The sequence below is a fragment of the Kitasatospora sp. NPDC036934 genome (genome assembly GCF_055608425.1).
In genome coordinates this window covers 144979-161350 of the sequence record NZ_JBVJQR010000005.1, presented here as the reverse complement: position 1 = coordinate 161350, position 16372 = coordinate 144979, and the positions used below count along the sequence as shown (strand labels likewise).

Below are 16372 nucleotides of genomic sequence, written 5' to 3'. Positions count from 1 at the left end.
CGCACTCGCCGCCGGGCGCTCGTACCCGATGCCGACGTTCCTCGCTCCGGCGCTCCTACGTCGCTCGTCGCTCGTCGCTCTCGGCACCGGCGCGCCCTTCGGCTCGTGCGGGCGGGACCTGCTAGCGGTTGACGGCTTCGAGGGAGCGCAGGGCGTTGTGCGCCTCGGCGACCACGCGCTCGGCGGTCAGGCCGAACTCCTCGAACAGCACCTTGTAGTCGGCGGAGGCGCCGAAGTGCTCCAGCGAGATGATCCGGCCGTGGTCGCCGACCAGCTCGCGCCAGCCCTGGGCGATGCCGGCCTCGACCGAGACGCGGGCCTTGACCGACGGCGGCAGCACGCTGTCGCGGTAGGCCTGGTCCTGCTCCTGGAACCACTCGAAGGACGGGACGGAGACCACGCGGGTGGCGATGCCCTCGGCCTCCAGGACCTCACGGGCCTGGACGGCCAGCTGGACCTCGGAACCGGTGCCCAGGAGGATCAGCTGCGGGTCGCCGTTGCCGGCCTCGGCCAGCACGTAGGCGCCCTTGGCGGTGCCCTCGGCGGAGGCGAAGACCTCGCGGTCGAAGGTCGGGACGTTCTGGCGGGTCAGCGCCAGGCCGACCGGGCCCGGGTGGCTGGTCTGGCGCTCGATGACGGTGCGCCAGGCGACGGCCGTCTCGTTGGCGTCCGCCGGGCGGACCATGGCCAGGCCCGGGATGGCGCGCAGCGAGGCCATGTGCTCCACCGGCTGGTGGGTCGGGCCGTCCTCGCCGAGGCCGATCGAGTCGTGCGTCCAGACGTAGGTGACCGGCAGCTTCATCAGCGCGGCCAGGCGGACCGCCGGGCGCATGTAGTCGGCGAAGACCAGGAAGGTGCCGCCGTACACGCGCGTCTTGCCGTGCAGGGCGATGCCGTTCATGGTCGAGCCCATGGCGTGCTCGCGGATGCCGAAGTGGATCGTCCGACCGTACGGGCTGGCGGACTTCAGCGGGTTGCCCTCGGGGAGGAAGGAGCTGTCCTCGTCGATCGTGGTGAGGTTGGACTCCGCGAGGTCGGCCGAGCCGCCCCACAGCTCCGGGATCACCGCGCCGAGCGCCTTGAGGGTCTCGCCGGAGGCCTTGCGGGTGGCGACGTCCTTGCCGGCCGGGAAGGAGGGGACGGCCTTCTTCCAACCCTCGGGCAGCTCGCCGGCCTGGATGCGGTCGAACTCGGCGGCCCGGTGGGCGTTGGCGGCGCGCCAGGCGTCGAAGCCCTGCTGCCACTCGTCGCGGGCGGCCTTGCCGCGCTTGATGACCTGGCGGGCGTGCTCGATGACCTGGTCGCTGACCTCGAAGGTCTTCTCCGGGTCGAAGCCCAGGACCTTCTTGGTGGCGGCGATCTCGGCCGCACCGAGCGCGGAGCCGTGCGCCTTGGCGGTGTTCTGGGCGTCCGGGGCCGGCCAGGCGATGATCGTGCGCATCGCGATCAGCGACGGGCGGGAGGTCTCCGCCTTGGCGGCGGCCAGCGCACCGGCGAGGGCCTCGACGTCGATGTCGCCGTTGGCCTTCGGGGTGACCCGCTGGACGTGCCAGCCGTACGCCTCGTAGCGCTTGAGGACGTCCTCGGAGAAGGCCGTCTCGGTGTCGCCCTCGATCGAGATGTGGTTGTCGTCGTACAGGGCGACCAGGTTGCCCAGCTTCTGGTGGCCGGCCAGCGAGGAGGCCTCGGCGGAGATGCCCTCCTCCAGGTCGCCGTCGGAGACGATGGCCCAGACGGTGTGGTCGAAGGGGGACTCGCCGGCCGCCGCCTCCGGGTCGAACAGGCCGCGCTCGTAGCGGGCCGCCATCGCCATGCCGACCGCGTTGGCGATGCCCTGGCCCAGCGGGCCGGTGGTGGTCTCCACGCCGGCGGTGTGGCCGTGCTCGGGGTGGCCCGGGGTGCGGCTGCCCGCGACGCGGAAGGCCTTGAGGTCGTCCAGCTCCAGGCCGTAGCCGGAGAAGTACAGCTGGGTGTAGAGCGTCAGGCTGGTGTGCCCGGGGGAGAGGACGAAGCGGTCGCGGCCGACCCAGGCCGGGTCGGTCGGGTCGTGGCGCAGGAAGCGCTGGAAGATCAGGTAGGCAGCGGGGGCCAGCGACATGGCCGTCCCGGGGTGCCCGTTACCGACCTTCTGGACAGCGTCCATCGCCAGGACCCGCGCCGTGTCAACCGTGCGCTCGTCCAGGTCGCTCCACTCGAATGCGTTCTTCGGCGCAGTGCTCACCCTGTCTCAGGGCTCCTTCCATTGTGAAGAGTGACCCCGTGAATGGGGACCGGGTCGGCCACGGCGCTGTGGTCCCGACTGTGGATGGTGCCGGTCACGGAGGGTAGATCCCGCTTCTGCGTGCGAGCCTACCGTCCGGGCCGGGGCTCACCCTCCGTGCCGGGACAACCGGGATTTCCGCATGGTGATTCCCACTAGGGCGTTCTGGCGTCTTTTGTCCCAGGCTCTCCCGTTTTGCCGGGCCGCGCCGCCCGGGTGGTCGGGACGGGTTGCGGGGGCGCTCCGGGGTCGCTTCGTGGCTTCACCCAGGCGGTTCACCCGGGGGTGTGCGATCCGCCTCGCCGGGGGACCCCGGGGCCGGATGGGATATATGGAGCGTCTAAGGTGGCGTGGTACGCGCAGAGCGGACGATTTGGGAGCCTTCGTTCCTGTGGACGCCTGCGAGGATTCATCTTCAGTTGGGGTGTTAGTGACCGCCGTCGAAACCCGTCCCGCCGGGGTCACCGGGGCGACTCCTGCGCACCGGCCCATCGGGGCCCGTGTCGGCGCGTTCGTCGCACTGACCAAGCCGAGGATCATCGAACTGCTGCTGATGAGCACGGTGCCGGTGATGTTCCTGGCCCAGCAGGGCGTGCCGAACATGCTGCTGGTGCTGAAGGTCGTGGTCGGCGGCTACCTGTCGGCGGGCGGCGCCAACGCCCTCAACATGTACATCGACCGCGACATCGACGCGCTGATGACCCGCACCGAGCGGCGACCGATCGTCACCGGGATGGTCTCCCCGCGCGAGGCGCTGGTGTTCGGCACCGCGCTCGGTGTCCTCTCCACCCTGCTGCTCGGCTTCGGCGTCAACTGGCTCTCCGCCGGACTGGCGCTCGGCGCGCTGCTGTTCTACGTGTTCGTCTACACGCTGGGGCTCAAGCGGCGCACCTCGCAGAACATCGTCTGGGGCGGCATCGCCGGCTGCATGCCGGTGCTGATCGGCTGGTCCTCGGTGACCAACTCGGTGTCCTGGGCGGCGGTCGCGCTGTTCCTGGTGGTGTTCTTCTGGACGCCGCCGCACACCTGGGTGCTGTCGATGAAGGTCCGCGACGACTACGAGCGGGCCGGTGTGCCGATGCTGCCGGTGGTCAAGGGCAACGTCGCGGTCGGCAAGCAGGTCGTCGCCTACTCCTGGGTGATGGTGGCGGTCTCGCTGGCGGTCTGGCCGCTCGGGCACATGAGCTGGCTGTACCCCGTCGCGGCGGTGCTGCTCGGCGGGTTCTGGCTGCGCGAGGCGCACGCGCTGTACGGGCGGGCCAAGGCCGGGATCGTGGGCGCGAAGCTGAAGGAGATGCGGCTGTTCCACTGGTCGATCACCTACCTGTCGCTGTTGTTCGTGGTGTGCGCGATCGATCCGTTCGTGAAGTAAGGCTTGGTCGTTGCCGAGAAGAGCCCCGGTCCTGGTGGACCGGGGCTCTTCCGTGTTTCAGCGGGACGGCAGTTCCGACGGGCCCACGTGGCCGTCCAGCCAGTCCCGGAGCGGCTGGGAGGCGCGCAGGAAGCCGGTGATCCGGGCGTGGACGGCCCGGGTGCCCAGCCACTCGGCGGGCTCCCATTCCTGCCAGGCCACCAGGCCCTTGTGGCGCAGCAGCTCGATCCTCGGGTGGTCCTTGGGGTAGCCGCGGGGCGCCGACTTGAGCGAGTCCCGGCCGTGGACCTGCGGGCCGTCCTTCTCCACCCGGGCGATCACCCTGAGGAGTTCGGCGCCGCTGACGTCCTCGGCGACGGCGGCGCGGTAGCGCTCCAGCTGGTCCGGGGCGAGCTGGTACATGCCGTTGCCGCAGGCCAGGCCGTCGGCGGAGAGCTGGATGTAGCCGCCGGACTCCAGATGCGCGCCGATGTGCGTCTTGTACGGGGACTTGTCGGCGCTGAAGCGGACGTCACGGTTGGGGCGGAAGATCTTCCCCGGCCCGAACTCCGGCTCCAGCTCGGCGAGCAGCAGCTCCATCGGGGCGCGCACGGCGTCGTCGTACTGCTCCTTGTGGGCCTGCCAGAAGGTCTTCGAGTTGTCGGCTTCGAGGTGCTCGTAGAAGTCCAGCGCCTCGGCCGGCCAGCCTTTGAACGTCATGTTCCGAGTATGTGGCCCGGTGCACAGGGCGCTCCCGTCGCCAGCGCCTCTACCGGTGGGTAGCATGCGGGCATGAGCAGCGCAGAGACCGCCACCGCCGCCACGCCGGACGCCCGCACCGAGCGCCGCGCCAAGCGCATCGCCAAGCACCTGACCAGCTTCGCCCAGCAGCACGGCGGCAGCGCCGACGCGGTCGTCGAGTACGTCGGCGCCGTGGCCACCCGGATCGTCGTGGTCGGCGCGGACGGCGCCTGGGGCGACCAGGTCGCCCCCACGTACGCCGTCGGTCGCCGTGCGGCTGAGCTGGCCGGCCTGACCGTGCACGAGAACTTCGAGGGCGAGCTGGGCCTCAAGGTCAAGACCAGCGCCTACGAGTGGAAGCGCATGGCGGGCATCCAGCTCGGCGGCTGACCCTCGGCTTCGGTACACGGCGACGGCCCGGCTCCCCGCGCGGGGAGCCGGGCCGTCGCCGATGGTGTCGAACATCCGCAAGCGGCCGGCCGACCGGCGCTCCGGAGAGATCCCCGTCGTGCGCTAGCCACCTTTGACCGTGACGGCGCCGGCCCCCATCCTGCTCTTGAGTTCCAGGGATCGTTGCAACACTCGACCTGGGGAATGCCGTGGGACAACCGACCAGGTGTTGCAACGACCCCTGGAAAACGCCCGGGGCGGGGGAGCCTTCGGTGATGCTCAGACGGTCGCGGTTCGCGGGGTCTGGGTGGGGAGCTGGTCGACGGTTTCTTCGGCCTCGCGTACGCGCAGGGCGAGGGGGATGCGGAGGGCGGCGATCCACGTCAGGGTGGCGCCGAGCATGTGGAGGCCGACCATGAGCTCGGGGGCGTCGGTGAAGTACTGGATGAAGCCGAGGACGCCCTGGAGGAGCAGCACCGCGAGCAGTTCCTTGGTGCGGGCCCTGGCTGCCCGGGGGGCCTTGATGGCGGCGAAGACGAAGATCATCGCGATGGTGAGGCCGACCGAGACGAAGGCGAAGTCGGCGTGGAACTGGGCCAACCGGTCGTAGTCGATCGGGATGCGCGGGACGATCTTGTTGTCCTGCGGCGTGCCCGGGTGGTGGCCGGCGCCGGTGACCAGGGTGCCGGCGGCGACCAGCAGGCCGACGACCGTGACCAGGACGTACGACAGCTGGTGGATGGGGCGGGCGACCGACAGCTTCGCCGGGCCGTCGCCCTCCTTCGACCGCTCCCACATGAGCAGGGCGACCCAGACGAGCGCCATCGCGGCGATCATGTGCAGCGCCACGGTGTACGGGTTGAGGCCCGTGAGGACCGTGATGCCGCCGAGCACCGCGTTGCTCATCACCAGCCAGAACTGGGCCCAGCCGAGCTTGGTCAGGCTGCGCCGCCACGGACGGTGGCAGCGGGCGGCCAGGATCGCCCAGCCGACCGCGGCGCTCAGCACGTAGGTGAGCATCCGGTTGGTGAACTCGACGATGCCGTGGAAGCCCATCTCGGCCGTGGGCGTCAGGCTCTCGGCGGTGCAGCGGGGCCAGGTGGTACAGCCGAGTCCGGAGGCGGTGAGGCGGACGGCGCCGCCGGTGACGACGATCACCACGCTCATCACCAGCGCGGCGAACGTGGCGCGCCGGACCATCGCGGCGGAGGGCTGCCAGCGCTCGGCGAGCAGGGAGAAGGGGTTCAGCACGGGCTCCATCGTAGGTGGCTTTACGGGTGATCTTGGGGCGGGGCCGAACCCGCCGCGCCCCGGGGGCAAAGCGGACTGTTCGGGCAAGGCGGTCAATGGTCTTGACCATTCACTCGTTCGGCCGAAAGAGTGCGGATTGGTCCATACCTTTTTTCGGGCCTCTCCCACTCCTCCCGCACGCAAGCGGAGATCCTGCACATGCGCATATCCACTTCCGCCGCCGCGCTCGCGGTCGGCGGCTCGCTCGTACTCGCCGGACTCGCCACGCCGGCTGCCCAGGCTGTCGGCGCCGCCGAGCAGTGCCGCAGCCTCGGGGTCGCCAACCTCTACGGCGAGTTCATCGAGGGCGACGACACCCACACCCCCGACGCCGAGGGCGCCGTCGCGGTCGGCGGCAACGCCGACTTCACCGGGGGCTTCTCGGTCGGCCAGGAGCTGACCGCCGCCGAGGTCGACGCCCTGCCCGGCAAGAACGCGCTGGTCGTCGCCGGCAAGATCACCGGCCAGAACACCCAGGTGATGAGGGGCAACGGCGTCTACGGCTCCAAGGCCGACGGCGCGGTGGTCGAAGCGCACCAGGGCAGGATCGCCCAGGGCGCCTCGCCGATCGACTTCAAGGCCGAGTTCGCCAAGCTGCGCGCCGCCGCCACCTCGCTGGCCGCCGTGCCGCAGAGCGCCGGGGCCACCGTCCAGGCGGACGGCGCCAAGTTGACCTTCACCGGCGGGGACGCCAAGTACAACAGCTTCACCGTCGAGGCCGCGAAGCTCCAGGGAGCCAAGGACGTCTTCGTCAAGGTGCCGGCCGGCTCGGTCACCGTCATCAACGTGGTTGGTGGCTCGTACGACATGGCGGCGGCCGGGACCACGGGCTTCCACCTGTGGGACGCCCCCAAGGAGAGCTGGGTCCTGGACGACAAGAACCAGAGTGCGGCGGGTGGCGCGATCCGGGCCAAGCTGCTGTGGAACTTCCCCACCGAGACCAAGGTGGTCAAGAACAGCGAAGCCGCCTGGGCCGGTACCGTCCTCGCGCCCAACGCCGCCTTCGACCTCGGCAGCGGCGGCCCGGTCAACGGCTCGGTGATCGCGGCCTCGCTGACCGGCAAGGGCGGCGCCGAGACCCACCACTACCCGTTCACCGGCTGCCTGCCCGGCACCACGGTGCCGACCACCCCGGCCACGCCGCCGGTCACCCCGCCGGTGACGCCGTCCGGCTCGCCGACCACCCCGGTGACGCCGAGCGCCTCGACCGCTCCGTCCGGCTCCCCGAGCGCTCCGGCGACCGGCAGGCCGACCGCGGGCGGCTCGCCGAGCGCGTCCGCCTCCTCCTCGGCGGCCGTGCCGGGTGCCTCGGCCAGTCCGTCCGCCCAGGCGAACGAGGGCGGCAACCTGGCGCACACCGGCTCCGGCCCGGTGCTGCCGCTGGCGATCGGCGGTGCGGTGGTGCTAGCCGCCGGTGGCGGGATCGTGGTGGCGGTCCGGCGGAAGGCGGCCAAGAGGGCCTGACGGGCCGGACCGGTCCGAACGTTCGTCGACTGATCGACAAGGCGCCCCTGGTGATTGAACCCGATCACCCGGGGCGCCGTTGTGTTTCTAAGGTGACGAAGTTCATTCAACTTTGCCGGATCCGCGTTCTGCGAGGTGACGGCTGTGATGGGCTGGTCATGCACATCCGGGAACGGACCGACAGACGAAATCCGGTCGCACGGCGGGGTGTGGCGAGGTGTGGAAGTGCCGGTAGAGTCCCCCGGACATGTCGTAGCGGGCCACCGCGAACCACTCCAACCCGCCTGCTGCGCAAGACCGTTCGGAGGGGAACACGGTAATGGCACGACAGCAGCGGCACATTCGGATGGGCACGGCGGCACTCGCCGGAACGGCGGCGGCCGGGATTCTCCTGCCGCTGGCGCTGGCCACCAACGCCTCGGCGCACGTGCCGACCTGGTCGACGACCTGCGACAAGGTCGTGATCGACCTGATCAACTACAGCCCCAAGCCTGACGTGAAGAACACCGTCAGCCTCACCATCGGTGACGAGAAGGTCCTGGACGCCAAGGCGTTCCCGGCGGAGTTCCACGGCACCTTCCCCGTGAAGGACCACAACGCCCCGGTCACCGCGCACCTGGTGGTCAAGACCACCGAGACCCCGGCGGAGAAGGGGTGGAGCATCGACGAGACCAAGACCATCGCGCCGTGCCACACCCCGACGCCGACGCCCACCCCGACCCCCACCAAGACCCCCACGCCCACCCCGACGCCCACCCAGACCAAGACCCCGACCCCGTCGGCGACGCCCACCCCGAGCAAGTCCCCGATGGCCACCCCCACCCCCAGTCAGACGACCCCGGCCGCCCCGGCCCCGGCGCCCGCCACCAGCGCCCCGGCGCTCGCCCAGACCGGTAGCAGCGACGCCACCCCGATGATCGCGGCGGCCGGCGGCGGCGTGCTGCTGGTCGGTGGCGCGCTGGTGCTGCTCGCCCGCAAGCGCCGTGGCAGCAGCGAGAGCTGACGTCCGACCGACGGAAAACCGCGACGCCCCCGGCCTCGACAGGCCGGGGGCGTCGCGTTGTCGCCGCCGAGGTCACTCCCAGCGGAAGAACCGGGCGGCCGCGGCCAGGCCGAGGACGGCCCAGCCGGCCAGGACACCGAGGTCCGACCAGGGCACCCCGGCGCCGTGCTGGAGCACCGAGCGCAGCCCGTCCGAGAGCGCCGAGATCGGCAGCAGCCCCAGCACCGAGCGCACCGCGTCCGGGAACTTGCTCAGCGGCACGATCACCCCGCCGGCCAGCAGCAGCAGGATGAACACCAGGTTGGCGCCGGCCAGGGTGGCCTCGGCCTTGAGGGTGCCGGCCATCAGCAGGCCGAGCCCGGAGAAGGCGGCGGTGCCCAGGACGAGCAGCGCGGCGACCGCCAGGGGGTTGCCGTGCGGCGACCAGCCGAGGGCCAGGGCGATCACCGACAGCAGTGCGACCTGGAGCACCTCGGTGACCAGTACGCAGCCGGTCTTGGCGGTCAGCAGCGTCCAGCGCGGCAGCGGGCTGGCGCCGAGCCGCTTGAGCACGCCGTAGCGGCGTTCGAAGCCGGTCGCGATGGCCTGCCCGGTGAAGGCGGTGGACATCACGGCCAGTGCGAGCAGGCCGGGCGCCAGGAAGTCGACCCGCTTGCCGGGCCCTTCCACGGCCACGATGTCGACGGCGGAGAACAGCACCAGCAGCACGGTCGGGATGACCACGGTCAGCAGCAGCTGCTCACCGTTGCGCAGCAGCATCCTGGTCTCGAAGGCGGTCTGGGCGAGCAGCATCCGGCCGACGGGGGCGGCACCGGGCTTCGGTGCGTAGTCCACAGGGGTCACGAGCGGAGCTCCCGTCCGGTCAGGTCGAGGAAGACGTCTTCGAGGCTGCGGCGCTGCACGGACAGCCGCTCCGGCAGGATGCCGGAGGCCGCGCACCAGCCGGTGACGGTGGCCAGCAGCCGGCTGGGGTCGACGGCGGCCTCGACGCGGTAGCTGCCGGGGGCGGTCTCGGTGGCGGTGGCGCCCGCGGGCAGCTCCTTGAGCAGCGGGCCGAGGTCGAGTCCGGGCGGGCCGTCGAAGCGCAGGGCGTCCTCGGCACCGCCGCGGCAGAGCTCTTCGGTGGTGCCGTTCGCGATGACCTTGCCGCGGTCGACGACGGCGACGTGGTCGGCGAGCTGTTCGGCCTCGTCCATGTGGTGGGTGGTGACCACCACGGTGACGCCGTCCCGGCGCAGGTCGCGGACCAGCTCCCAGGTGGCGCGGCGGGCCTGCGGGTCGAGGCCGGCGGTGGGCTCGTCCAGGAAGACCAGCTCGGGGCGGCCGACCACGGCCATCGCCAGGGCGAGCCGCTGCTGCTGGCCGCCGGAGAGCCGGCGGTAGGTGGTGCGGCCGCAGGAGCCGAGGCCGAGGCGTTCGACCAGGGCGTCCACGTCCAGCGGGTGGGCGTGCAGCTTGGCGGTGTGCCGCAGCATCTCGACGGCGCGCGCGCCCGCGTACACGCCCCCGGACTGGAGCATGACGCCGATCCGGGGCCGCAGGGCGGCGCCCTGGGCGACCGGGTCGAGGCCGAGGACGCGGACGGTGCCGGCGTCGGGGCGGCGGTAGCCCTCGCAGGTCTCGATGGTGGTGGTCTTGCCGGCGCCGTTGGGGCCGAGGACGGCGGTGATCGCGCCGCGCGCGATGGTGAGGTCGAGGCCGTCCACCGCGGCTTTGTCGCCGTAGCGCTTGACCAGCCCGGCGACCTGGACCGCGGGTTCGGAATGCATACCGGCGAGTCTAAGAGGGCCGAACGGGCAGGCCGGACACCGGCCTTGGTGATCGTTTTCGCAGGCCAGGTAAGGCTTGCCTGCGTGACAGATGCCACGGGTGAGGCCTGGATCACGGCTTGTCCTCTCGGAAGTAATTACGCAACACTGGTGTTGTGAAAAACATGCGCGAGCACGCCACGCACCCGGAGGCCGAGTCGGCCCCCGACTGCGACGTGCCCGTGACGGCGGCCGAGGTGCTGCTGGAAGGCCACCGGGCCACCCGCGACCGGGTCGCCCGGTCGATCCTGGACCACGGCCCCTCCTCCGCCGCCGACCTGGCGAACCGGCTCGGCCTCACCGCCGCCGCCGTCCGCCGTCACCTGGACGGACTGGCCGCCGCCGGCCTGGTCGAGTCCCGCGAGCAGCGGGTCTACGGCAGCCGCGGCCGTGGCCGCCCGGCCAAGGTGTTCGCCCTCACCGACGGCGGCCGGGACGCCTTCTACCAGGCATACGACCAGCTCGCCGCCGACGCGCTGCGCTGGATCTCGGACGCGGTGGGCGGCGGCAAGGCGGGCGAGGAGGCGGTCGCCGCCTTCGCCCGCGCCCGGTTCGGCAAGCAGGGCGAGAAGTACCGGGAGACCCTGCGGCAGGCCGGGGCCCAGGAGCGCCCGGAGGCCCTCGCCCAGGCGTTGAGCGCGGACGGGTACGCTGCCACGGTGCGGCGTGTCCCGTCGGCCGTGGCCAAGGCCCCGGCGGGCGCCCAGCTCTGCCAGCACCACTGCCCGGTCGCGCACATCGCCGAGCAGTTCCCGCAGCTCTGCGAGGCGGAGACCGAGGTCTTCTCCCAGCTCCTGGGCACCCATGTGCAACGGCTGGCCACCATCGCCCACGGCGACGGGGTCTGCACCACCTATGTGCCGGCACCCGGTGCCGCACCGTCGCCTGTCCAGCCTCCGGCGGGTCGTGGTTCCGGTGCGGTGCCGACTGCCAGTACATCCACCGAAAATTCCGCGTCCACCGAAGATTCAGCGTCCGCGCGTTAGGAAGCTCGCATGACTGACACCGTTTCGCACCCCGAGCTCGAAGGCCTGGGCAATTACGAGTACGGCTGGGCCGACCCGGACACCGCCGGTGCCGCGGCCAAGCGCGGGCTCAGCGAGGAGGTCGTCCGCGACATCTCGGCGAAGAAGAACGAGTCCGAGTGGATGCTGAACCTGCGGCTCAAGGGCCTGAAGCTGTTCGGCAAGAAGCCCATGCCGACCTGGGGCTCCGACCTCACCGGCATCGACTTCGACAACATCAAGTACTTCGTCCGCTCCACCGAGAAGCAGGCCGAGTCCTGGGAGGACCTGCCCGCGGACATCAAGGCCACCTACGACAAGCTGGGCATCCCGGAGGCGGAGAAGCAGCGCCTGGTCGCCGGTGTCGCCGCCCAGTACGAGTCCGAGGTCGTCTACCACCAGATCCGCGAGGACCTGGAGGAGCAGGGCGTCATCTTCCTGGACACCGACACCGCGCTGCGCGAGCACCCGGAGATCTTCAAGGAGTACTTCGGCACCGTCATCCCGGCCGGCGACAACAAGTTCGCCGCGCTGAACACCGCGGTGTGGTCCGGCGGCTCGTTCATCTACGTGCCGAAGGGCGTGCACGTCGACATCCCGCTCCAGGCCTACTTCCGGATCAACACCGAGAACATGGGTCAGTTCGAGCGGACGCTGATCATCGTCGACGAGGACGCCTACGTCCACTACGTCGAGGGCTGCACCGCGCCGATCTACTCCTCCGACTCGCTGCACTCGGCGGTCGTGGAGATCATCGTCAAGAAGGGCGGCCGCTGCCGCTACACGACCATCCAGAACTGGTCGAACAACGTCTACAACCTGGTCACCAAGCGCGCCGTGGCGTACGAGGGCGCGACCATGGAGTGGGTCGACGGCAACATCGGCTCCAAGGTCACCATGAAGTACCCGGCCGTCTACCTGATGGGCGAGCACGCCAAGGGCGAGACCCTGTCGATCGCCTTCGCGGGCGAGGGCCAGCACCAGGACGCCGGCGCCAAGATGGTCCACATGGCGCCGAACACCTCCTCCAACATCGTCTCCAAGTCGGTGGCGCGAGGCGGCGGCCGCACCTCCTACCGCGGTCTGATCGAGATCGGCGAGGGCTCCAAGGGCGCCAAGTCCAACGTGCTCTGCGACGCCCTGCTGGTCGACACCATCTCCCGCTCGGACACCTACCCGTACGTGGACGTCCGCGAGGACGACGTGTCCATGGGCCACGAGGCGACGGTCTCCAAGGTCAGCGAGGACCAGCTCTTCTACCTGATGAGCCGGGGCATGACCGAGTTCGAGGCGATGGCGATGATCGTCCGCGGCTTCGTCGAGCCGATCGCGCGCGAGCTGCCGATGGAGTACGCGCTGGAGCTGAACCGGCTGATCGAGCTGCAGATGGAGGGCTCCGTCGGCTGACGACCGGCCGTCACCGCCGTCCATCCGGAATTCCTGAGGAAGAGAGCACAACGAACAGCCATGGCTGACGTTCAGAACACCACCGGCTCCACCACCGCCGGTTCGATCGAGGTCGGCACCGCCGGCGCCGGCGCGCAGCTCGCCGGCCCCGGCACCGGCCGTACCACCGTCCAGCAGCCGATCGACGCCCGCGTCGCGGTCAAGCCGTCCTTCGACGTGAACGACTTCCCGGTGCCCACCGGCCGCGAGGAGGACTGGCGCTTCACTCCGATGCACCGCCTCGGCGGCCTGCACGACGGCTCGGCCGTCGGCGCCGCGAAGGGCGAGGACAAGGTCGAGCTGGGCCTGCCGGACGGCGTCACCGCCGAGACCGTCGGACGCGACGACGCCCGCCTGGGCAAGGCCGGCAAGCCGGTCGACCGGGTCGCCGCGCAGGCCTTCAGCGCCTTCGAGCAGGCGCTCGTGGTCACCGTCCCCAAGGACGCGGTGCTGACCGAGCCGGTGAAGATCGACGTGCACGGCGAGGGCGGCACCCGCTTCGCCCACGTGGTGATCGACGTCAAGCCGTTCGCCGAGGCCGTCGTGGTGATCAACCACACCGGTACCGGCACCCGGGCCGCCAACGTCGAGCTGCTGGTCGGTGACGGTGCCAAGCTCACCTTCGTCTCCGTCCAGGACTGGGAGCGGGACGCCGTCCACACCGCCCAGCACAGCGCGCTGGTCGGCCGGGACGCCTCGTTCAAGTCCGTGGTCGTCACCTTCGGCGGCGACCTGGTCCGCCTGCACCCGCGGGTCAACTACGCGGGCCCCGGCGGCGAGGCCGAGCTGTTCGGCCTGTACTTCGCCGACGCCGGCCAGCACCTGGAGCACCGCCTGGTCATCGACCACGACACGCCGCACTGCCGGTCGAACGTGGCGTACAAGGGCGCGCTGCAGGGCCAGGACGCCCACGCGGTCTGGGTCGGCGACGTGCTGATCCGCGCCGCCGCGCTGGGCACCGACACCTACGAGCTCAACCGGAACCTGGTGCTCACCGACGGCGCCCGGGTCGACTCGATCCCGAACCTGGAGATCGAGACCGGCGAGATCGTCGGCGCCGGCCACGCCTCGGCGACCGGCCGCTTCGACGACGAGCAGCTGTTCTACCTGATGGCCCGCGGCATCCCCGCCGACGAGGCGCGCCGCCTGGTGGTCCGCGGCTTCTTCGCCGAGCTGCTCCAGCAGATCGGCGTGGCCGAGGTCCAGGAGCAGCTCATGGAGAAGATCGACGCCGAGCTGGAAGCGGCGGTCTGATCCCGATGAGCTTCCTCCGTGCCTGCGCGCTGGCCGACCTCCAGGAGGACGTCCCCAAGCGCGTGGACCTCAACGGCGTGCCGGTCTCGATCGTCCGCACCGACGAGGGGGTGTTCGCGATCAACGACACCTGCTCGCACGCGAACGTCTCGCTCTCCGAGGGCGAGGTCGAGGACTGCATGATCGAGTGCTGGCTGCACGGTTCCAGCTTCGACCTGCGCACCGGCAAGCCCTCCGGCCTGCCCGCCACCAAGCCGGTCGCTGTCTACCCCGTAAAGATCGAAGGGGACGATGTGCTCGTCTCCGTCAACCAGGAGTCCTGAGTACACATGGCAACCCTTGAAATCCGCGACCTGCACGTCTCCGTCGAGGCCGAGAACGGCCCGCGCGAGATCCTGAAGGGCGTCGACCTGACCGTGAAGCAGGGCGAGACCCACGCCATCATGGGTCCGAACGGCTCCGGCAAGTCCACCCTGGCCTACTCGCTGGCCGGCCACCCCAAGTACACCGTCACCGGCGGCACCGTGCTGCTGGACGGCGAGGACGTCCTGGAGATGTCCGTCGACGAGCGCGCCAAGGCCGGTGTCTTCCTGGCCATGCAGTACCCGGTCGAGGTCCCCGGCGTCTCGGTCTCCAACTTCCTGCGCACCGCCGCCACCGCCGTCCGCGGCGAGGCCCCCAAGCTGCGGCTGTGGGTCAAGGAGGTCAAGGAGGCGATGGCCGCCCTGCAGATGGACCCGGCGTTCGCCGAGCGCAACGTCAACGAGGGCTTCTCCGGCGGTGAGAAGAAGCGCCACGAGATCCTCCAGCTGGAGCTTCTCAAGCCGAAGATCGCGATCCTCGACGAGACCGACTCCGGCCTGGACGTCGACGCGCTGCGGATCGTCTCCGAGGGCATCAACCGGGTCCGCTCCACCGGTGAGGTCGGCACCCTGCTGGTGACCCACTACACCCGCATCCTGCGGTACATCAAGCCCGACTACGTCCACGTCTTCGCGGGCGGCCGCATCGTCGAGTCCGGCGGCGCCGAGCTGGCCGACAAGCTGGAGAACGAGGGCTACGAGGCATATGTGAAGGGTGGCGCGTCCGAGTGACCCATACCTTTAGCGGCCTGCTCGACACCGACGCGATCCGCAAGGACTTCCCGGTCCTGCAGCGGCTGCTGCACGAGGACAAGCCGCTGGTCTACCTGGACAACGCGGCCACCTCGCAGAAGCCGCGCCAGGTGCTCGAAGCGCTGAACGGCTACTACGAGCGGCACAACGCCAACGTCCACCGCGGCGTGCACGTGCTCGCCGAGGAGGCCACGGCGCTGTACGAGGGCGCCCGCGACAAGGTCGCGGCCTTCGTCAACGCGCCGAGCCGGAACGAGGTGATCTTCACCAAGAACGCCTCCGAGTCGCTCAACCTCGTTGCCAACATGCTCGGTTGGGCCGACGAGCCGTACAAGGTCGACGCCGACTCCGAGATCGTGATCACGGAGATGGAGCACCACTCCAACATCGTCCCGTGGCAGCTGCTCTCGCAGCGCACCGGCGCGAAGCTCAAGTGGTTCGGGCTGACCGACGAGGGCCGGCTCGACCTGTCGGACATCGACGAGCTGATCACCGAGAAGACCAAGGTGGTCTCCTTCACCCTGGTCTCCAACCTGCTGGGCACGGTCAACCCGGTCGAGGCGATCGTCCGCAAGGCCCAGTCGGTCGGCGCGCTGGTCGTCATCGACGCCTCGCAGGCCGCGCCGCACATGGTGCTGGACGTGCAGGCGCTGGAGGCCGACTTCGTCGCCTTCACCGGCCACAAGATGCTGGCCCCGACCGGCATCGGCGTGCTCTGGGGCCGCCAGGAGCTGCTGGAGGACCTCCCGCCGTTCCTCGGCGGCGGCGAGATGATCGAGACCGTCACCATGGGCTCGTCCACCTACGCCCCGGCTCCGCACAAGTTCGAGGCCGGCACCCCGCCGATCGCCCAGGCGGTCGGGCTCGGCGCGGCCATCGACTACCTGTCGGCGATCGGCATGGACAAGATCGCCGCCCACGAGCACGCGATCACCGAGTACGCGGTGGAGCGCCTGCTGGAGGTCCCCGACCTGCGGATCATCGGCCCGCGCACGGCCGTCGACCGCGGTGCCGCGATCTCCTTCACCCTCGGCGACATCCACCCGCACGACGTGGGCCAGGTGCTGGACGAGCAGGGCATCGCCGTGCGCGTCGGACACCACTGCGCGCGGCCGGTCTGCCTGCGGTACGGAATTCCGGCGACCACACGGGCGTCGTTCTACCTGTACTCGACGCCGGGCGAGGTCGACGCGCTGATCGACGGCCTGCACCACGTCCGGAACTTCTTCGGCTGACGGGACAGGGC

At 70.6% G+C, this 16372-nt stretch carries 15 protein-coding genes; 10 read left to right on the top strand and 5 right to left on the bottom strand.

The window, feature by feature from the left end:
• Positions 1–121 precede the first annotated feature (121 nt).
• Complete coding sequence (gene tkt, locus ACZ7BZ_RS09900) at positions 122–2221, bottom strand: transketolase (protein WP_470357916.1); 2100 nt, start codon at positions 2219–2221, stop codon at positions 122–124.
• Positions 2222–2684: 463 nt separating this feature from the next.
• On the opposite strand from tkt, the gene ACZ7BZ_RS09895 reads away from it, so the two are divergent.
• Complete coding sequence (locus ACZ7BZ_RS09895) at positions 2685–3632, top strand: heme o synthase (RefSeq protein WP_470357915.1); 948 nt, start codon at positions 2685–2687, stop codon at positions 3630–3632.
• Between the two features lie 57 nt (positions 3633–3689).
• On the opposite strand, the gene ACZ7BZ_RS09890 is transcribed toward ACZ7BZ_RS09895, so the two are convergent.
• Complete coding sequence (locus tag ACZ7BZ_RS09890; RefSeq protein ID WP_470357914.1) at positions 3690–4331, bottom strand: DUF2461 domain-containing protein; 642 nt, start codon at positions 4329–4331, stop codon at positions 3690–3692.
• A gap of 72 nt (positions 4332–4403) precedes the next feature.
• Here ACZ7BZ_RS09890 and ACZ7BZ_RS09885 point away from each other — a divergent pair, with 72 nt between their 5' ends.
• Complete coding sequence (locus tag ACZ7BZ_RS09885; RefSeq protein ID WP_470357913.1) at positions 4404–4742, top strand: hypothetical protein; 339 nt, start codon at positions 4404–4406, stop codon at positions 4740–4742.
• 279 nt (positions 4743–5021) lie between these two features.
• On the opposite strand, the gene ACZ7BZ_RS09880 is transcribed toward ACZ7BZ_RS09885, so the two are convergent.
• Positions 5022–6002, bottom strand: a complete 981-nt coding sequence (locus ACZ7BZ_RS09880) for a COX15/CtaA family protein (protein WP_470357912.1) — start codon at positions 6000–6002, stop codon at positions 5022–5024.
• A 189-nt stretch (positions 6003–6191) separates the two neighbouring features.
• Here ACZ7BZ_RS09880 and ACZ7BZ_RS09875 point away from each other — a divergent pair, with 189 nt between their 5' ends.
• Both ACZ7BZ_RS09875 and ACZ7BZ_RS09870 read left to right on the top strand, forming a co-directional pair.
• Positions 6192–7496, top strand: coding sequence for a choice-of-anchor A family protein (locus ACZ7BZ_RS09875; protein WP_470357911.1), 1305 nt, complete (start codon positions 6192–6194; stop codon positions 7494–7496).
• Between the two features lie 319 nt (positions 7497–7815).
• Positions 7816–8499, top strand: a complete 684-nt coding sequence (locus ACZ7BZ_RS09870; protein WP_470357910.1) for an LAETG motif-containing sortase-dependent surface protein — start codon at positions 7816–7818, stop codon at positions 8497–8499.
• Positions 8500–8571: 72 nt separating this feature from the next.
• On the opposite strand, the gene ACZ7BZ_RS09865 is transcribed toward ACZ7BZ_RS09870, so the two are convergent.
• Together ACZ7BZ_RS09865 and ACZ7BZ_RS09860 are read right to left on the bottom strand one after the other, a co-directional pair.
• Positions 8572–9291 (bottom strand): ABC transporter permease, encoded by a 720-nt coding sequence (locus ACZ7BZ_RS09865; protein ID WP_470358029.1) that lies wholly within the window; start codon positions 9289–9291, stop codon positions 8572–8574.
• Between the two features lie 47 nt (positions 9292–9338).
• Positions 9339–10268: an ABC transporter ATP-binding protein gene (locus ACZ7BZ_RS09860; protein ID WP_470357909.1), complete on the bottom strand. Its 930-nt coding sequence runs from the start codon at positions 10266–10268 to the stop codon at positions 9339–9341.
• 164 nt (positions 10269–10432) lie between these two features.
• Between ACZ7BZ_RS09860 and ACZ7BZ_RS09855 the strand changes: the two genes are divergently transcribed.
• The 6 genes from ACZ7BZ_RS09855 to ACZ7BZ_RS09830 are packed head-to-tail and all read left to right on the top strand — an operon-like array spanning position 10433 to position 16361.
• Positions 10433–11293 carry a helix-turn-helix transcriptional regulator gene (locus ACZ7BZ_RS09855; protein ID WP_470357908.1) on the top strand — a complete coding sequence of 287 codons (861 nt, stop codon included), beginning with the start codon at positions 10433–10435 and terminating at the stop codon, positions 11291–11293.
• 9 nt (positions 11294–11302) lie between these two features.
• The gene (sufB, locus tag ACZ7BZ_RS09850; protein ID WP_380462299.1) at positions 11303–12718 is read left to right on the top strand and encodes a Fe-S cluster assembly protein SufB; all 1416 of its coding nucleotides are present in this window, start codon (positions 11303–11305) and stop codon (positions 12716–12718) included.
• A 60-nt stretch (positions 12719–12778) separates the two neighbouring features.
• Complete coding sequence (sufD, locus tag ACZ7BZ_RS09845) at positions 12779–14011, top strand: Fe-S cluster assembly protein SufD (RefSeq protein WP_380462300.1); 1233 nt, start codon at positions 12779–12781, stop codon at positions 14009–14011.
• A gap of 5 nt (positions 14012–14016) precedes the next feature.
• A complete protein-coding gene (locus tag ACZ7BZ_RS09840; RefSeq protein WP_380462301.1) occupies positions 14017–14334 on the top strand; it encodes a bifunctional 3-phenylpropionate/cinnamic acid dioxygenase ferredoxin subunit in 318 nt (105 codons plus the stop codon).
• 6 nt (positions 14335–14340) lie between these two features.
• Entirely contained in the window at positions 14341–15105 is a 765-nt protein-coding gene (sufC, locus tag ACZ7BZ_RS09835) for a Fe-S cluster assembly ATPase SufC (RefSeq protein ID WP_188303623.1), read from the top strand.
• Positions 15102–16361, top strand: a complete 1260-nt coding sequence (locus tag ACZ7BZ_RS09830; protein ID WP_470357907.1) for a cysteine desulfurase — start codon at positions 15102–15104, stop codon at positions 16359–16361. Before sufC ends, ACZ7BZ_RS09830 begins: the two co-directional genes overlap by 4 nt.
• Positions 16362–16372: the final 11 nt, after the last annotated feature.

Bases quoted from the DNA above. Each gene is read 5' to 3' on its own strand.
- ACZ7BZ_RS09890 (WP_470357914.1), bottom strand. From the start codon at position 4,331: ATGACGTTCAAAGGCTGGCCGGCCGAGGCGCTGGACTTCTACGAGCAC.
- ACZ7BZ_RS09885 (WP_470357913.1), top strand. From the start codon at position 4,404: ATGAGCAGCGCAGAGACCGCCACCGCCGCCACGCCGGACGCCCGCACC.
- ACZ7BZ_RS09880 (WP_470357912.1), bottom strand. From the start codon at position 6,002: ATGGAGCCCGTGCTGAACCCCTTCTCCCTGCTCGCCGAGCGCTGGCAG.
- ACZ7BZ_RS09875 (WP_470357911.1), top strand. From the start codon at position 6,192: ATGCGCATATCCACTTCCGCCGCCGCGCTCGCGGTCGGCGGCTCGCTC.
- ACZ7BZ_RS09870 (WP_470357910.1), top strand. From the start codon at position 7,816: ATGGCACGACAGCAGCGGCACATTCGGATGGGCACGGCGGCACTCGCC.
- ACZ7BZ_RS09865 (WP_470358029.1), bottom strand. From the start codon at position 9,291: ATGCTGCTCGCCCAGACCGCCTTCGAGACCAGGATGCTGCTGCGCAAC.
- ACZ7BZ_RS09860 (WP_470357909.1), bottom strand. From the start codon at position 10,268: ATGCATTCCGAACCCGCGGTCCAGGTCGCCGGGCTGGTCAAGCGCTAC.
- ACZ7BZ_RS09855 (WP_470357908.1), top strand. From the start codon at position 10,433: ATGCGCGAGCACGCCACGCACCCGGAGGCCGAGTCGGCCCCCGACTGC.
- sufB (WP_380462299.1), top strand. From the start codon at position 11,303: ATGACTGACACCGTTTCGCACCCCGAGCTCGAAGGCCTGGGCAATTAC.
- sufD (WP_380462300.1), top strand. From the start codon at position 12,779: ATGGCTGACGTTCAGAACACCACCGGCTCCACCACCGCCGGTTCGATC.
- ACZ7BZ_RS09840 (WP_380462301.1), top strand. From the start codon at position 14,017: ATGAGCTTCCTCCGTGCCTGCGCGCTGGCCGACCTCCAGGAGGACGTC.
- sufC (WP_188303623.1), top strand. From the start codon at position 14,341: ATGGCAACCCTTGAAATCCGCGACCTGCACGTCTCCGTCGAGGCCGAG.